A 16976-nucleotide genomic window follows, 5' to 3' on the forward strand; every position below is an offset into this window, starting at 1 on the left:
AAAAGGATCCTATCCCGCTCTCCTTGGGATAGAGTCTGCGTCTGTTCGATCAGTTTGACTGATCAAGCTCTGGAAACTGGTTTGTTGGTCCGTTTACGCCGTATGGGAAACCACAGTGATATTCCGACCAACAAATTCAGTTAGCTTTGGGTCGCTTACGCTTGGTACTTTTTGATTACCAATGTCGCGTTTGTACCACCAAAACCAAAGCTGTTTGACATAACTGTCGTGAGCTCAGCGTCACGAGCTTCCGTTACGATGTCTAGACCTTGTGCTGCTTCATCCAAGTTAGAGATGTTCACACTTGGCGCAATGAAGTTGTTGTCTAGCATTAGCGTTGAGTAAATCGCTTCGTGAACGCCAGCTGCACCTAGTGCGTGACCTGTCATTGCTTTTGTTGCAGAAATCGCAGGGCTGTTGTCGCCGAATAGCTCTTGAATAGCGCCTAGCTCTTTCACGTCACCTACAGGAGTAGAAGTACCGTGTGTGTTGATGTAGTCGATAGCGTCAACATCTTGCATTGCCATCTTCATACAACGAACTGCGCCTTCACCTGATGGTGCTACCATGTCGTAGCCATCAGAAGTCGCGCCGTAACCGACAATTTCGCCGTAAATTTTCGCGCCACGTGCTAGTGCGTGCTCTAGTTCTTCGATAACTAGCATGCCGCCGCCACCAGAGATAACGAAACCGTCACGGTCTGCATCGTAAGTACGAGAAGCTTTTTCTGGCGTTTCGTTGTACTTAGTAGATAGTGCGCCCATTGCATCAAACATCATAGTTTGAGACCAATCTAGCTCTTCACCACCACCTGCAAATACGATGTCTTGTTTACCAAGTTGGATAAGCTCCATCGCGTGACCGATACAGTGTGCAGACGTTGCACAAGCTGAGCTCATTGAGTAGTTCACACCACGAATCTTAAATGGTGTTGCAAGACACGCAGATACTGTTGAAGACATAGTACGTGGCACCATGTAAGGACCTACGCGTTTTACGCCTTTCGCACGCATCGTGTCAGTTGCTACTGTTTGGTTTAATGCAGAAGCACCACCAGAACCAGCAACGATACCTGTACGATCGTTTGAAACTTGTTCTTCAGATAGACCAGCGTCTTCAATTGCCTGCTGCATTGATAGGTATGCATAAGCAGCCGCATCACCCATAAAGCGCATCTGCTTACGGTCAATAAACTCTGCAGGGTTGATTTTCAGATCACCCCACACCTGCGAACGCAGACCGTTTTCTTTAAACTGCTCAGACGCAGTGATGCCAGATTTGCCCGCTTTAAGAGACGCTAGAACTTCTTCGACGTTGTTACCGATACTTGAAACAATACCCATACCGGTGATTACGACTCGTTTCATTATGACATTCCTATAATTCAAAAATCCGCTAGATAATAACTAAGATAGTCAACAAAAGTGGTCAGCTTTCCCAGAAATTCGTACAATCGCCGAATTCTAACCGCGCCAAATCACATATTTGCACCATTATGACTTCGATTAAAAACGCAGAACTTGGTTGGAACGAAGCTGGTACACCGGTTTCTGACCAATTTGATGATGTTTATTTCTCCAACGTAAACGGTCTCGAAGAGACGCGTTACGTGTTCCTCAAACAAAATCATCTACCAGAAAGATGGCAGGAATTTGACCAAAGACGTTTTGTTATTGGTGAAACCGGATTTGGCACAGGGTTGAACTTCTTAGCCGTGTGGCAATGGTTTACCGAATTTCGTCGCGAATATCCAGAGGCAACGCTAAAAGAATTGCATTTCGTTAGCTTTGAGAAGTACCCACTGAGCAAAGCTGATCTAGAAAAAGCGCATCAATCTTGGCCAGAGTTGGCAGAATTTGCGGAAAAGCTGCAACAGCACTACCCAGCGGCTGTGCCTGAGTGTCATCGCATTGTTTTAGAAGACGGCGCTATCACGCTCGACCTTTGGTTTGGCGATATCAAAGATTGCATGCCGCTTGTTCCTTATGCTGAGCAAGGCTTGATTGATGCTTGGTTCTTAGATGGGTTCGCTCCAAGCAAAAACCCAGAGATGTGGAACCAAAACCTGTTTAATGGCATGGCAAAATTGGCGAAACAGGATTGTACGGTCGCAACCTTCACGGCAGCAGGCTTTGTGCGTCGCGGCTTAAACGAAGCGGGCTTTGTAATGAAGAAAGTCAAAGGCTTCGGCACCAAGCGTGAAATGATCGCAGGTTCGATGGAGCAACGTGAAGCGCACTCAAATCACCTACCTTGGTTCAACCGCACTGCATCGACCAATCATGATTCCATTGCGATTATTGGTGGCGGCATCGCTAGCGCGGCTTTGGCTAAAACGCTGGTTCGCCGCGGTCAAAATGTCACGCTTTATTGCAAAGACGCTCAACCTGCAGAAGGCGCATCAGGCAACCGCCAAGGTGCTGTGTACCCATTACTAAATGGTCCACACAAAGGCGTTTCACGCGTGTTCGCTCCGGGCTTTTTGTTTGCCCGTCAGTTTGTTGACCAAGCAGCGCAAGATATCCAATTTGATCACGATTGGTGTGGCATTACTCAGCTGATGTGGGATGACAAATCCGCAGACAAGTTAGAGAAGATGCTCGCAGGCAATTTCACGCCAGAGTTAATTCACAAACTATCTGCAGAAGAGACGGCGGAAAAAATAGGCTTGCCGATTGATATGGCATCGGTTCATTACCCTCTTGGCGGTTGGTTATGCCCTGCTGAATTGACTCGTGGTTTGATTGCTCAACTAGAAAGCACCGAGCTTTTTGAAGTGAAGTTCGAACATCAAGTTGAGTCGCTCACTTGGGATGAAGCGCGCAAGGTTTGGGTATTGAAAGCGAACGATCAAAGCTTTGAACATTCAACTGTCGTGGTTGCCAATGGCAGTGAGTTCCAAACACTAAGCCAAACTGCCGATCTACCAATGGGTCAGGTAAAAGGTCAAGTTAGCCACGCCCCTGCAACTGAAACGCTGTCTAAGCTGAAAACAGTATTGTGTTACGACGGTTACATGACACCTGTTAACCCGAATAATCAGCACTTGTGCATCGGTGCAAGTTACGACCGCAGTCACCTAGACTACGAGTTTGACGAAGAAGCACAAACAGATAACGCCGAGAAGTTGGTGAAGTGTTTGCCGAACCAAACTTGGACAAAAGAAGTGGATACCTCTGGGAAATTATCACGCCAAGGTATTCGCTGTGTTAGCCGTGACCACCTGCCATTTGTCGGTAACGTAGGCGACTTTGAAACCATCAAAACGCAATATGCAGATCTGCAAAATCAACAAGAACAAGACGTTGAAGCGATTCACCAGTTCCCTAACCTATTCTGTTTCCTTGGCTTAGGCTCTCGTGGTTTGAGCTCTGCGCCTTTAATGGCCGAGGTGTTGGCATCACAAATCTGTGGCGACCCGTTACCACTGCCTGTTGATGTGCTGACTGAGTTGCACCCAAGTCGTATGTGGGTTAGAAAACTGCGTAAAGGTAAAGCGATTACTGAGTTGTAACGTGTTTCGAGTGCGTAAAGAACCCCTCCTAGCCTCCCCTTAAAAAGGGGAGGAACAAGTTCTTAGCTCCGCATTAGTCCTCCCCCTTTCTAAGGGGGAGTTAAGGGGGGTTACAAGTGTTTAGTTCAACGCCGCCACGGCCGCTTTCACCTGCTCTGCAATTTCCGCATTACGGAACTCACCCGCTTCCAAATCAAAGTTATCGTAGAAGCTTGGAATAGATTGCGATGCTTTCACTTCAGCACCAAAGTAAGGCGCAGAGCCTGTCGCCGCAGCGAGTACCGTTTGTGCACCACCAGGGCCAGGTGAAGTCGCTAAGTACACCGCGGGTTTATTTTGGAATACGTTGCGATCAATGCGTGTCGCCCAATCGAATAGATTCTTATACGCCGCTGGGTAAGAGCCGTTATGCTCAGCAAAAGAAATCACCAAAGCGTCCGCGGTTGCGATGTCAGCAAGAAACGCTTTTGCGCCTTCCGCCTGACCGATTTCTTTCTCTTTGTCTTCACTGAACAAAGGAACATCGTAACTATTGAGGTCTAACACTTGAACTTCTGCACCTTCGACAAGGTTAGCAGCGTAAGTTGCAAGGGTTTTATTGATAGAGGTAGAGCTAGTGGAAGCGCCAAATGCGATAATTTTCATGGTTGTAATCCTTTGTTCACGTTTTGTACTAACAAGAGTAAAAGGTGAACGGGTGTGCTACAACCACAAAAATTTTAAGGAGAGATTCGAAAATTTCGAAGGAGTTTATTTCAACTCTTTTTGCTTCAACCAGAAGCTTAGCGCTGCCAATCGAAGCATATATAACTGAATGAGACTTAAGCTTGCGCTTGAAGCTCTTGCCATAGATCACTCACGATCACGCGATCGGCTGGCGTTAGTTCTGAACGTGCTTCTTCAAGACTGTTTTCGATGCGAGATTTAAGCTCAGTTACATCGTTAATGCCTTCTTCTTCACACGCTGCAGCAGACAGAGAAATGTGACCACGTAAATAACCACCAGCAAACAGTTCATCATCCGATGCTGTCTCAATGCGAGCATCAATCAGTTCTAGTAGTTTTTCTTCAAATTCAATAATCATGGCGTTTCTCTGAGGTTATTTAACGATAAAGTCAGATGGTTCCAGCGGCTTGGTTTGGTAAAAGGCACGCAACGCATCCGATAGCATTTTCACGCGAGGCGGAAGACCGTTTTCTAGAATACCCATTACTTCATTGTGCACTTTGTGCATAAAACCAAGACGATCTGGTTCAAAATCGCCGTGTAGATTGTCACAACTGACGTTAAAAGGGAAGTCAGCACTTTTCGCTAGAATCCACTCGTAAGCTTGAGGGCGAATTTCAACTTTTTCGAACTCAGCTTGAACTTCTGCTGTGCGACCATCAGGCTCGTACCAGTAACCAAAATCTTCCAGCAAACGACGCTCTGGCCCTGCTACGCACCAATGGGCAATCTCGTGCAGTGCTGACGCATAAAAGCCACGAGCAAAAATAATCCGATGATGCGGGTGTTCTTCATCTGCTGGTAAGTAAATTGGCTCATCGCCGCCTAGCTCTAACTCAGTGTTAAAAGGCTCAAGAAATGTGTCATTGAAAATAGCGATAAGGTCTTGATATTCGTGGTTCATCATCGATTCTGTACGTCAAATTGATATGCGGTGCGCATTGTCGCTGTTTTTCTTACACAGGTAAAGCCACACAACATGTTTGGTTATTAGCTGAGTTAATCTGAAAGTCGCTTTCTCCATACAATTTCTCATTCGTCACAGATCACATTTCCCACTACACTCACGCCTTATTTTTACGCTTAACGATGGCGACTTCAACGCCACTTGAAGCGAGATTCTTTTTGGGTTTAAGCCTCTCCCCAAGGTTTAAATCTTGTTGGTAAGTTTTGCTGCTGTTTTCCTTAATCTCAAGGACCATGACAGAGCCCCTTTATTTGAGTGTCCCCTTATGCTGCTAAGTGTGTTGTATATCATTGGTATCACGGCTGAAGCCATGACTGGTGCATTGAGTGCCGGCCGAAGAAAAATGGATTGGTTTGGTGTTATGTTGGTAGCCAGTGCAACGGCTATCGGCGGTGGTACGGTGCGCGACATTCTTCTTGGTCACTACCCATTAGGTTGGGTGAAGAATCCAGAATTTTTGGCAATCACTTGTGTAGCTGGCGTTCTGACGACTGGCTTAGCGAAATGGGTGATTAAATTCAAAGGGCTATTTATCCGTTTGGATGCACTGGGCTTGATCGTATTTAGCATCATCGGCACCAAAGTCGCGATTGGCATGGGCTTACACCCTGGTATTTGTATGGTGTCTGCACTAGTAACAGGCGTATTTGGTGGTTTGCTACGTGATTTGATTTGCCGTCAAACACCGCTTGTGTTGCATGAAGAGCTTTACGCCTCTGTCGCACTTATCGCATCAGGTTTGTACCTAGCGCTACTTGAGTTCAACGTACCAGACGTAACGGCGACGATTGTGACTCTGATTACTGGTTACATGCTGCGAATGGCGGCAGTACGATTCAAATGGCGCTTGCCTTCATTCCACTTGGAAACCGAAGGGTCGATTCACTGATTCGAATCGAAAGCTATTGAAAAGAAATGAAAAAGGCTGCTCACTGAGCAGCCTTTTGTGTTTCTATCGAGTTAAGTTTCAAACTTAAATCTTTGGAGTCTCGGTTTGTACGCCATGGTTTTGACCACGATGACGTAGCAAGTGATCCATAACGACAATAGCCAGCATCGCTTCTGCGATAGGCACGGCGCGGATACCCACACATGGGTCATGACGACCTTTAGTGATCAACTGAGTTGGTTCACCTTCTTTAGTGATAGTCTCACCCGGAACCGTAATGCTTGAGGTTGGTTTAAGCGCGATGTTTGCAACAATATCTTGACCAGTAGAGATACCGCCAAGAATACCGCCAGCATGGTTGCTACCGAAGCCTTCTGGCGAAAGCGTATCACGGTGCTCACTGCCTTTTTGGCTCACCACGTCAAAACCGTCGCCGATTTCCACGCCTTTCACCGCATTGATGCTCATTAGCGCGTGCGCAATGTCTGCATCCAAACGATCAAATACTGGTTCACCAAGGCCAACAGGTACGTTCGTTGCCACAACCTGAATTTTTGCGCCAATAGAGTCGCCTTCTTTTTTCAGGTCACGGATAAGTTGATCAAACGCTTCTACTTTGTCTGCATCAGGGCAGAAGAACGCGTTGTTTTCAATTTCATTCCAATCCACTTTATCGATTGAAACGTCACCCATTTGCGACAAGTAAGCGCGGATTTCCACACCAAACTCGTCTTTCAGGTATTTCTTAGCGATTGCACCAGCCGCCACACGCATTGCCGTCTCACGAGCAGACGAACGGCCGCCACCTCGATAGTCGCGCACACCGTATTTTTGGTGGTAAGTGTAATCAGCGTGTCCTGGACGGAACTTGTCTTTGATGTCTGAGTAGTCTTTAGAACGTTGGTCTGTATTCTCGATCATCAGACCAATTGAAGTACCGGTGGTTTTACCTTCAAAAACGCCAGAAAGAATTTTTACTTCGTCCGGTTCACGACGTTGGGTAGTGTAACGTGACGTGCCAGGACGGCGACGGTCGAGATCCGTTTGCAGATCTGCCTCAGTGATTTCCAAACCTGGAGGGCATCCGTCTACGATACATCCTAGTGCGATACCGTGACTTTCTCCGAATGTCGTTACTCGGAAATGTTGTCCGATACTGTTTCCTGCCATTACTTCCTCAAGTTCTTGTCGCCACGCTCTCCATGAGCGCAACTGCTTTTCAATTCTTCGTGGAATCATAGTGGCGGTATTACGTTTTGATGTAAAGCCCGATTTGGCGGAAAAAACAAAACAGCCGAAATTTTCCGAGTTCAGTGCGAAGCGGATAAAAAAACACCGAGCACTGGGCTCGGTGTTTTCATTGTTTTTAACTGTTTTTTTTGACTGACTTAGTCTTTGTACAGTTTGAACTCTTCTGCACACTCAACCAGCTGGTCACGCGTTAGCATGAATACGCCATGACCGCCGTTCTCGAACTCAATCCAAGTGAATGGAATTTGTGGGTACTGTTCCATCATGTGAACCATTGAGTTACCGACTTCACATACAAGAATACCGTCGTCTGTTAGGTAGTCTGGCGCATTAGCAAGAATACGGCGAACCAGTTTTAGACCGTCAGTGCCAGCAGCTAGACCTAGTTCAGGCTCGTGCGTGAACTCGTCTGGCAGGCTGTTCATGTCTTCTTCATCCACGTAAGGTGGGTTAGACACGATCAGGTTGTATTTCTCTTTTGGAAGATCGCGGAACAAGTCAGAGCGGATTGGGAACACTTGTTGCTCCATGCCGTGATCTTGTACGTTTTGCTCAGCCACTTGTAGAGCGTCTGTAGAGATGTCGATCGCGTCAACTTCTGCTTCAGGGAAAGCGTGCGCACAAGCAATCGCGATACAACCAGAACCCGTACATAGGTCCATGATGCGCGTAGGCTCTTCCACCAACCAAGGTTGGAATTCCGCTTGAATCAATTCGCCGATTGGAGAACGTGGCACAAGTACACGCTCATCAACGAAGAACTCAAGACCGCAGAACCATGCTTTGTTCGTTAGGTATGCAGTTGGTGTACGCTCGTTGATGCGTTTTACTACGCGCTCAACGATACGCAGACGCTCGCTTGTCGTAAGGCGAGAGTTCAATACGTGCGGAGGCACATCAATCGGCAAGTATAATGTTGGCAGGATAAGCTGAACCGCTTCATCCCACGCATTATCAGTGCCATGACCGTAAAACAGGTTAGCTGCGTTAAAGCGGCTTACCGTCCAACGAATCATATCTTGAAGGGTATGGAGCTCCGATACCGCCTCTTCTACAAAAATCTTATCCAAAATTGCCTCCGAAAAGCGCTACAATACTGCCATAAATTGTAAAAATGAAATTGTTTACCTAATGAGCAAAAAAGACACCGAACACGATGACGATTTCGCCTTGTTTAAGGATGCAGTACAGGGCGTAAAAAAGTTGCGACAGGATACCATAATCCAGCAACCAAAAAAAAATACTAAGCAAAAAGAAATCACACGCTCAAACCGTGAAGCGAGTGATTCTGAGTTTTACTTTTCTGATGAGTTTGTTCCGCTTCTTAATGAAGAGGGACCAACTCGTTATGCGCGTGACGATGTGTCCACTTATGAAGTGAAACGTCTTCGTCGTGGCGTGTACGTGCCTGACGTCTTCCTAGACATGCACGGCATGACACAGCAAGAAGCCAAGCGAGAACTCGGTGCGATGATCGCGTACTGCGTGAAAAACGAAATCCACTGTGCGTGTGTACAACACGGCATCGGTAAGCACATTCTGAAGCAAAAAGCGCCGCTTTGGTTAGCTCAACACCCAGACGTAATGGCATTCCACCAAGCGCCTCTAGAGTTTGGCGGCGATGGTGCCCTACTGGTGCTGCTGTCCATTCCAGAAAAATAACTCACCGACTTCGAGAAGTCCTTCTCGGACGAGCAAGAACGACAAAGGCAGGTTAAACCTGCCTTTTTGTTTTTCTCGAGCCATTGTCTCGAGAGCTAGTGTTCTATGGCGTGATATGCCAAAGCACTTCACCGCGTTGTGTTTGCGGATCAAATTCAATGCACACCAAGCCAGATGTTGGAAACATTGGTGGCGTCATGTCTTTCACAAATTCCGAGGTAAGGTAGCCCACCAGCGGCAAGTGCGACACAAACAAAAGAGATTCAAGCTTCTCAACTTCAATCAACGCATTAGCGAAATCAAACACTTGGTCGGATTGACCGTAAGGCGTGATATCTTCACACGTTTCGATGCTCTTAGCCGAAAAGTGTGCGCTGATTTCTTGCCAAGTTTGCTGCGCTCGAATGTACGGGCTCACCAGTACTTTGTCGAATTGAGCAAAACCTTGCTCTTTACATGCTCGGGCAACTGCTTCCGATTCAGTTCTGCCTCTTGGGGTCAGTTGTCTTTCTGCGTCGGTGTTCGCAAAATGCTCTGCTTCACCGTGACGCAAGATAAATATTTTCATGTTATTTCCTAGGGATAGCTAACGCTACCAAAAGGTTGACTGCTATCTTTATACGGATAGCGGGCTAACTTTAATAATGTCGAAACAAAAATACTGATATAATTATCGGTTCATTATACCAATTCGCTTGCTAAAGATAGCGACTTTCTTAACAATCTATTAAAAAGAATATACTCAGTTCATCACATTCTACGATGAAGTTATGAACTCAGTGCATTCCTTCAAATAGCTCGAACCCCATAGCAATTTGCTGATGGGCTTATGCAGTACTCTTACGAATAACAAAAATGCGGCAAGCAGTATTTGTCGAAGCGCAAACTTTGCGCCTCCCCGCTCGGGGATCATAATTACTGTAATGCGAAATCTGGAGACGCATCGTGCACCTAAGTCCAAACGATTCAAATCAATACCGCTACATTACATTGAGTAATGCCCTGCGCGTGTTGCTGATTCATTCCGACACGGCTCAACAGTCGGCAGCAGCCCTAGCAGTAAACGTTGGACACTTCGATGATCCGATGGATCGCCAAGGTCTGGCACACTATCTAGAACACATGCTTTTTTTGGGTACGGAAAAATACCCTAAAGTGGGCGAGTTTCAAAGTTATATTAGTCAACATGGTGGCACCAACAACGCTTGGACGGGCACCGAGCACACCTGTTTCTTCTTCGATGTCACACCAACTGCTTTTGAAACCGCGCTTGATCGCTTCAGCCAATTCTTTACCGCACCACTGTTTAACGAAGAAGCGTTAGACAAAGAACGCCAAGCGGTCGACTCCGAATACAAGCTCAAACTGAATGACGATTCTCGGCGTCTATATCAAGTCAACAAAGAAGTCATCAATCCAGAGCACCCGTTTTCAAAATTCTCTGTCGGTAACTTAGATACACTTGGCGATCGCGATGGCAAATCCATCCGCGACGAGATAGTTGAATTTCACCACTCTCAGTATTCTGCTGACTTGATGACGCTGACTTTGTTTGGCCCGCAATCTCTTGATGAGCAGCAAGCATGGGTAGAAGCCATGTTTGCCGACATCCCAAACCACCAATTGCACGGCAAATCGATTGATGTGCCTATTGGCACCGAAGACAGCACAGGCATCTTGGTTCAAGTCGAGCCAATTAAAGAGTTCCGTAAACTGATTCTCACGTTCCCAATGCCGGGAATGGATGCGCACTATAGCGTGAAGCCCCTCTCCTACTTTGCTCACCTGTTGGGTTACGAAGGCGAAGGCAGTCTGATGCTTCAACTCAAAGAGAAAGGCTGGATTACCTCCCTCTCAGCAGGTGGCGGTGCGAGCGGCAGCAACTACCGCGACTTCACCGTAAGTTGCACCCTGACGCCGAACGGCTTGGATCATATCGATGACATCGTTCAAGCGGTATTCCAATATCTCTCCATGATCAAACAAGATGGTATGGATGAGTGGCGCTACTTGGAAAAACAAGCGGTGTTGGAATCTGCTTTCCGCTTCCAAGAACCATCGCGCCCAATGGATTTGGTCAGCCATTTGGTGATCAACATGCAGCACTATCAACCGGAAGACACGGTTTATGGTGACTACAAAATGGCAGGCTATGATGAAGTGCTTCAACGCTCATTACTTCAATATCTTTCGGTTGAAAACGTTCGCGTTACATTGATAGCGAAAGGCTTGGAATACAACCAAACCGCAGAGTGGTACTTCACGCCTTACTCGGTAACGCCGTTTAGCGAAGAGCAGCGCCGTTTCTATCAACAAATCGACCCAAGTTGGCAATTCGTTCTCCCAGAAAAGAACCCATACATTTGCTACGAACTCGATCCAAAACCGTTTGAAAACGGTGGCTCATTGCCGGAGTTGGTGGAAAATGTAGAAGGCTTCCGTTTATGGCATTTGCAAGACGATGAATTCCGAGTACCAAAAGGTGTCGTTTACGTCGCCATTGACAGTTCACACGCGGTGGCATCACCAAAAAACATAGTGAAAACGCGACTATGTGTTGAGATGTTCCTCGATTCTCTAGCCAAAGAGACGTATCAAGCTGAAATCGCAGGCATGGGTTACAACATGTATGCTCACCAAGGCGGCGTCACGCTGACATTATCGGGTTTTAGCCAGAAACTACCTCAACTGTTGGAAATGATTCTGCATCGCTTTGCTGCGCGTGAGTTCAGTCCAGCCCGCTTCGAGACCATTAAGCAGCAACTGTTACGCAATTGGCGGAATTCATCGCAAGATCGTCCTATTTCACAGCTTTTTAATGCATTAACAGGCTTACTCCAACCGAACAATCCTCCATTCGCAACATTGGTTGAAGCATTGGAAGAGATTGAAGTGGATGAGCTGTCAGTGTTCGTTGAATCGATTCTGGCTGAGCTACACGTTGAGATGTTCGTTTATGGCGATTGGCAGCGTCAGCAAGCTCATGACATGGCAAACACATTGAAAGACGCATTGCGTGTGAAAGAACAACGTTACGAAGAGGCGCTTCGCCCACTCGTCATGCTGGGTGAAAACGGCAGTTTCCAACGCGAAGTGAACTGTAACCAGCAAGACTCAGCTGTAGTGATTTATCATCAATGCGAAGACATCTCGCCGCGTAATATTGCACTTTACTCGTTAGCGAATCACTTGATGTCGGCAACCTTCTTCCATGAAATCCGAACCAAACAACAGCTAGGCTACATGGTGGGCACGGGGAACATGCCGCTGAACCGCCATCCGGGGATTGTGCTTTATGTGCAGTCACCGAATGCTGCACCAGCCGAACTGGTTACCTCAATCGATGAGTTTTTAAATGCGTTCTACATGGTGCTGTTAGAGCTCAATGAATACCAATGGCACAGCAGTAAACGCGGATTGTGGAACCAAATTGCAACGCCTGACACCACATTGCGTGGGCGAGCGCAGCGCCTATGGGTAGCAATTGGAAACAAAGACACCGACTTTAATCAGCGCGAAAAAGTGTTGGAAGAGCTTAAAGAGTTAACTCGCACTGACATGATTCGCTTTGTGGTCAATGAGCTTAAACCTCGTACTGCTAATCGTTTAGTGATGCACTCACAAGGCATCGCTCACGCGGACGAACCCCGTATCAATCTCGGTTTAGAAGTGGGCTCGATCGAAGAGTTTCAACTGCGTCCAAAAGACTTCGGTCTCGGGTAAGAGACTTAAGTATAGAAATGGCATGAAATGGTAAAAGTAGTCATTTCGTTTATGCTGTAATTACCTTGTTCAACAATTACGCAAACACGAGGACTAAATGAAAAAGCTACTTTTACTTGCTGCTGTACTTATGCCACTCGCGCCTGTTGCCCATGCAGACATCACAATTAAGGGTGACGATTTCGAACTGAGTGAAGACTGTTTGCGCCTTAATGGTGATAACGTATCAATAAAGTCCGACGATTGCTCCTCAGGTAAGCATGACAAAGACCACAAAGGTAATTCTAGTGTCCACGGTGATAACAACCCAGGCAAAGGTCACGACAAGGACAAAAAAGACAAGAAGAAATAACGTCTCATAATCTCAAACACAAAAAAGGCTTGCATCACGCAAGCCTTTCTATTTTTAGCGCAAGCCATTAATCGTAGAAGTTACGACCTTCACCCGCGCGAGTGAGTAAGCCATCACATGGCGCGTAACGATCACCGTATTTCGATGCGAACTCGTTCATTTTCTCAACCAGTTCTTTCAAACCGAATTGATCCATGTAACGGAATGGACCACCTAGGAATGGTGGGAAGCCAATGCCAAAGATCGCACCGATATCACCATCGCGTGGAGAGCGGATAATACCGTCGTCTAAACAGCGAACCGCTTCGTTTAGCATTGGCAGTACACAACGCAATGCAATGTCGTTGTCGCTCAGCTTAGACTCTGGCGTCAGGTTCAATAGCTTGTAGACGGACTTATCGACTTCTTTCTTCTTACCTTTGTAGGTGTAGAAGCCTTTCCCACTCTTACGACCTTTTCGACCGTCATTCAGTAGTGTGTCGAATACGTCTGGACCTTTAAATCGTTCGCCCAATTCGTTAACCAAGATCGGCATGATCTTAGCACCGATATCCACACCGACTTCGTCCAACAAGGTGATAGGACCTACTGGGAAACCGAAGTCGAGCAGCGCTCCATCAAGTTGTTCGATCGGCTCATTTGCCAACAATATGTGTGCAGCTTCGTTCATGTAAGGCGCAAGAATGCGGTTTACATAGAAGCCTGCTTTATCTTTCACGACAATTGGTGTCTTGCCCTGTTTCTTAGCAAGCGCAACAACCGTAGAAATGGTCTCTTCTGACGTAGTTTCATGAGGAATCACTTCCACCAGTGGCATTTTCTCTACTGGGCTGAAGTAATGCAGACCGACGATGTTTTCTGGACGCTCTGCTTTTTCTGCAATTTTGTGAATTGGTAACGAAGACGTGTTAGTCGCGAAGATAGTCTCTGGTTTTGCGTTCGCTTCAATATCCGCAACCATCGTCTGTTTCAGGTCAAGATCTTCAAACACGGCTTCAATTACTACATCAATATGGTTGAAGCTTGTAAAGTCAATGCCACCAGACAGTTGCAGCATCTTCGCTTGCAGACCCGCTTTAGAGATAATACGGCGCTTACGCTGCTTTTCGAACAACTTGTAGTTGTAGTTCAATGCATTAAGAACGCCATCATTGCTGACATCTTTAATACGTACTGGCACTTTCGCTTTCGCAACAGAAACATGGCTGATGCCTGCCCCCATTAAACCGCCACCCAACACGCCAACTCTGTTGACAGCAGCTGGCTCTGCTTCCGCGCCGTTTTCTTTCTTCATTTCAGTGGTAGCAAAGAAAATAGAACGCAGTGCTTTTGATTCTGAGCTCATCACCAATTCACCAAAGCGCTTCGCTTCAAGTTCTTGACCTTGGGCAAAGCCCTTTTCAAGACCATGCTGAATGACTTCTAGAATCGCAACCGTTGCAGGGTAGTTGCCACGGGTCTTCTCATTGGTTTTCTTCGCAGCTTGCTCGAATACAAACTTACGACCTAAACCGCTGCCCGACATAAACTTCTCTTTTGTCGATTGCTTCTTGTTACCTTTGTTCTTCCCTTTTTCAATAAGCTGCTCAGCTACATCAAGAAGAATCGTCTCCGGTACACACGCATCAACAACGCCCAGTTTTTTCGCTTTCTTCGCACGCAGTTGTTTGCCAGTAAGGATGAGGTCTAGCGAAGGCAACAGGCCAATCAGGCGAGGAAGGCGCTGAGTACCACCAGAACCAGGCAACAAACCAAGTTGCACTTCTGGCAAACCAAGACGCGTTTTATCGGAATCAGTACACACTCGGTAATCACACGCTAGAGCAAGCTCTAAACCGCCACCTAGACATGGGCCGTGAATCGCAGCAATAACTGGGTAAGGCAGATCAGACAGCTGCTGGAATAACTCTTGACCTTGCTTAGCCAATGCTTCCGCTTCACTCGCCGTTGTGCACGCTTCAAGCATGCGAACGTCAGCACCTGCAACAAAGTTATCTGGTTTTAAGGAATGAATGATCATCCCTTTCACGCCACTGGTGCCTTTGAGTTGAGCAAAGATCTCTTTCATCTCATCTGCAAACGCCGCTTGCAACGTGTTCATTTTCTCGTTGGGCACATCGATGGCTAGCCAAGCAATGTTCTGCTCATCAATCTTTAGACTAAATGCTTTTTGCTCGCTCATTACTCAACCTCCAAAATCATTGCTGCACCAAGACCACCTGCGGCACATGCGGTATTCAACGCAAGACCACCGCCACGACGTTTAAGCTCACGCAGCGTTTGCGTCATCATACGTGCGCCAGTTGCGGCAAATGGGTGACCGTAGGCAATGGAACCGCCAAGGACGTTGAATTTATCCATGTCGATTTCACCTATCGCTTTCGAGCGACCTAGGTTTTCTTGGGCAAATTTGTCAGAAGCAAACATCTTCACGTTCGCCAATGCTTGAGCAGCAAAGGCTTCGTGCATATCGATAAGCGTTAGGTCTGAAAGCTCGAGACCAGTATTCTCCAACACTTTTGCCGTCGCGTATGTTGGTCCCATTAGCATGTCCATTTCCACACCAATGGCTGAGAATGCATAACCGCGAATGTAGCCAAGTATTTCCATACCTAGCTCTTTCGCTTTGCCTTCGCGCATTAGCATCACAGCAGCACCGCCATCGGTTAATGGCGTACTGTTCGCGGCTGTTACGCTGCCATATTGACGGTCGAAAGCCGGACGCAGTTTCGCGTAGCCTTCTAATGTCGAATCATGACGAATATTGTTATCTTCAGAGATCCACTTTTTGTAAGGTTCTGGGAAAGCAGTCATCACTTCGTCTTGAATTTTGCCTTCTTTCCAAGCTTGCGAAGCTAGAGAGTGAGAGCGGTGCGCCAAAGCATCTTGCTCGGCACGAGTAATGCCATGTGACTTCGCCATTTGCTCGGCAGTTTGGCCCATTGAAAGACCCGTCGAATACTCCGCTACCGCTGGCGGTACTGGCATTAAATCTTTAAAGCTGAGTTTTTTAAGAATGTTGAGCTTTTGACCCAGCGTTTTGGTTTTGCTTAGCGCAAGCAAGTTCGCGGCAAGTTTCTTAGAGACACAAATAGGTAGAACAGATGAAGAGTCCGCACCACCCGCGATACCAACGTCAATGCTGCCCGCCATAATGCTCTCAGCAACGTTGACTGCAGCTTGGAAGCTGGTCGCACACGCGCGAGTAACACTGTAAGCGTCAGTGTGGATGTGCATTCCTGTACCAAGCACAATTTCACGTGCAATGTTTGGCGCTTCTGGCATTTGAACTACTTGTCCAAATACCACTTGTTCGATGAGTTTCGGATCGATGTCTGTGCGAGCAAGCATTTCGCTCACTACCATTTTGCCTAAATCGACCGCTGGCACCTGGCTAAACTCAGTGCTTTGACGAGCAAAGGGGGTTCGTAGCCCTGCGACAATAGCAACACGTTCACCGTGGCGTGTTTTCACTTCCTGCTTGCCCATTGTTTCTCCTTAAATACAAGAGGTCTGACCTGATGCATTGTAATCAGTTTGTTAAATTTATCAAACATGCGTTTAAATAAACGTGAAGCGAGTAGATCTATTGCTCTAGTTCATTGATTCTTAGGCGATTAAGAATGATTAACTATAGTGAGTAAAACAGCGGAGAAGTGTGCGGAAGGTAAAATTGAAGCAAAAAAAAACCACACAAAACTGTGTGGTCGGAATATCTATAAAACAATTAACATACGCCAATTGTAAAATTAATCAGTTTCCTGATTAGGAGAAAGTAAAGTCAGCCTTCAAAAGGAAGTGTCATCTTGCTCAACATGTTAGTCGTCAATGACTAACTAGATGACAAGATGTACTATAGCCCCTTCACTGCGCGAGATTTTGAAATAGATC

At 46.7% G+C, this 16976-nt stretch carries 14 protein-coding genes; 5 read left to right on the forward strand and 9 right to left on the reverse strand.

The annotated features are described in order from the left end of the window. Positions 1-155: 155 nt before the first annotated feature. Positions 156-1367 carry a beta-ketoacyl-ACP synthase I gene (fabB, locus tag H735_RS24585; RefSeq protein WP_005433116.1) on the reverse strand — a complete coding sequence of 404 codons (1212 nt, stop codon included), beginning with the start codon at positions 1365-1367 and terminating at the stop codon, positions 156-158. Between the two features lie 128 nt (positions 1368-1495). Here fabB and mnmC point away from each other — a divergent pair, with 128 nt between their 5' ends. Then, positions 1496-3514 (forward strand): bifunctional tRNA (5-methylaminomethyl-2-thiouridine)(34)-methyltransferase MnmC2/FAD-dependent 5-carboxymethylaminomethyl-2-thiouridine(34) oxidoreductase MnmC1, encoded by a 2019-nt coding sequence (gene mnmC, locus H735_RS24590; RefSeq protein WP_020197101.1) that lies wholly within the window; start codon positions 1496-1498, stop codon positions 3512-3514. Between the two features lie 120 nt (positions 3515-3634). On the opposite strand, the gene H735_RS24595 is transcribed toward mnmC, so the two are convergent. From H735_RS24595 to H735_RS24605, 3 genes are all read right to left on the reverse strand, one after another. Further along, positions 3635-4159 (reverse strand): NADPH-dependent FMN reductase, encoded by a 525-nt coding sequence (locus H735_RS24595; protein ID WP_020197100.1) that lies wholly within the window; start codon positions 4157-4159, stop codon positions 3635-3637. Between the two features lie 176 nt (positions 4160-4335). Next, positions 4336-4599, reverse strand: a complete 264-nt coding sequence (locus tag H735_RS24600; RefSeq protein ID WP_005433127.1) for a YfcL family protein — start codon at positions 4597-4599, stop codon at positions 4336-4338. Positions 4600-4614: 15 nt separating this feature from the next. Further along, a complete protein-coding gene (locus tag H735_RS24605) occupies positions 4615-5145 on the reverse strand; it encodes an elongation factor P hydroxylase (RefSeq protein WP_020197099.1) in 531 nt (176 codons plus the stop codon). Between the two features lie 328 nt (positions 5146-5473). Between H735_RS24605 and H735_RS24610 the strand changes: the two genes are divergently transcribed. Next, positions 5474-6097, forward strand: a complete 624-nt coding sequence (locus H735_RS24610; protein ID WP_009707348.1) for a trimeric intracellular cation channel family protein — start codon at positions 5474-5476, stop codon at positions 6095-6097. 84 nt (positions 6098-6181) lie between these two features. On the opposite strand, the gene aroC is transcribed toward H735_RS24610, so the two are convergent. Both aroC and prmB read right to left on the reverse strand, forming a co-directional pair. Further along, the gene (gene aroC / locus H735_RS24615) at positions 6182-7267 is read right to left on the reverse strand and encodes a chorismate synthase (protein ID WP_020197097.1); all 1086 of its coding nucleotides are present in this window, start codon (positions 7265-7267) and stop codon (positions 6182-6184) included. 218 nt (positions 7268-7485) lie between these two features. Continuing rightward, positions 7486-8418, reverse strand: coding sequence for a 50S ribosomal protein L3 N(5)-glutamine methyltransferase (prmB, locus tag H735_RS24620; RefSeq protein WP_005433096.1), 933 nt, complete (start codon positions 8416-8418; stop codon positions 7486-7488). A gap of 61 nt (positions 8419-8479) precedes the next feature. On the opposite strand from prmB, the gene smrB reads away from it, so the two are divergent. Then, a complete protein-coding gene (gene smrB / locus H735_RS24625; protein ID WP_009698558.1) occupies positions 8480-9010 on the forward strand; it encodes an endonuclease SmrB in 531 nt (176 codons plus the stop codon). A gap of 103 nt (positions 9011-9113) precedes the next feature. Here smrB and sixA read toward each other — a convergent pair whose 3' ends face one another. Continuing rightward, the gene (gene sixA / locus H735_RS24630) at positions 9114-9578 is read right to left on the reverse strand and encodes a phosphohistidine phosphatase SixA (protein ID WP_005438776.1); all 465 of its coding nucleotides are present in this window, start codon (positions 9576-9578) and stop codon (positions 9114-9116) included. A 377-nt stretch (positions 9579-9955) separates the two neighbouring features. Here sixA and H735_RS24635 point away from each other — a divergent pair, with 377 nt between their 5' ends. Beyond that, positions 9956-12733, forward strand: a complete 2778-nt coding sequence (locus tag H735_RS24635; RefSeq protein WP_020197096.1) for an insulinase family protein — start codon at positions 9956-9958, stop codon at positions 12731-12733. Between the two features lie 97 nt (positions 12734-12830). Then, positions 12831-13085, forward strand: a complete 255-nt coding sequence (locus H735_RS24640) for a hypothetical protein (protein WP_020197095.1) — start codon at positions 12831-12833, stop codon at positions 13083-13085. Positions 13086-13152: 67 nt separating this feature from the next. Here H735_RS24640 and fadJ read toward each other — a convergent pair whose 3' ends face one another. Together fadJ and fadI are read right to left on the reverse strand one after the other, a co-directional pair. Next, positions 13153-15267 (reverse strand): fatty acid oxidation complex subunit alpha FadJ, encoded by a 2115-nt coding sequence (gene fadJ, locus H735_RS24645; protein ID WP_020197094.1) that lies wholly within the window; start codon positions 15265-15267, stop codon positions 13153-13155. Further along, complete coding sequence (gene fadI, locus H735_RS24650) at positions 15267-16574, reverse strand: acetyl-CoA C-acyltransferase FadI (protein ID WP_020197093.1); 1308 nt, start codon at positions 16572-16574, stop codon at positions 15267-15269. The genes fadJ and fadI overlap by 1 nt, the downstream gene beginning before the upstream one ends. Positions 16575-16976: the final 402 nt, after the last annotated feature.

It is taken from the genome of Vibrio owensii CAIM 1854 = LMG 25443, from assembly GCF_000817815.1.
GTDB classification, from domain to species: domain Bacteria; phylum Pseudomonadota; class Gammaproteobacteria; order Enterobacterales; family Vibrionaceae; genus Vibrio; species Vibrio owensii.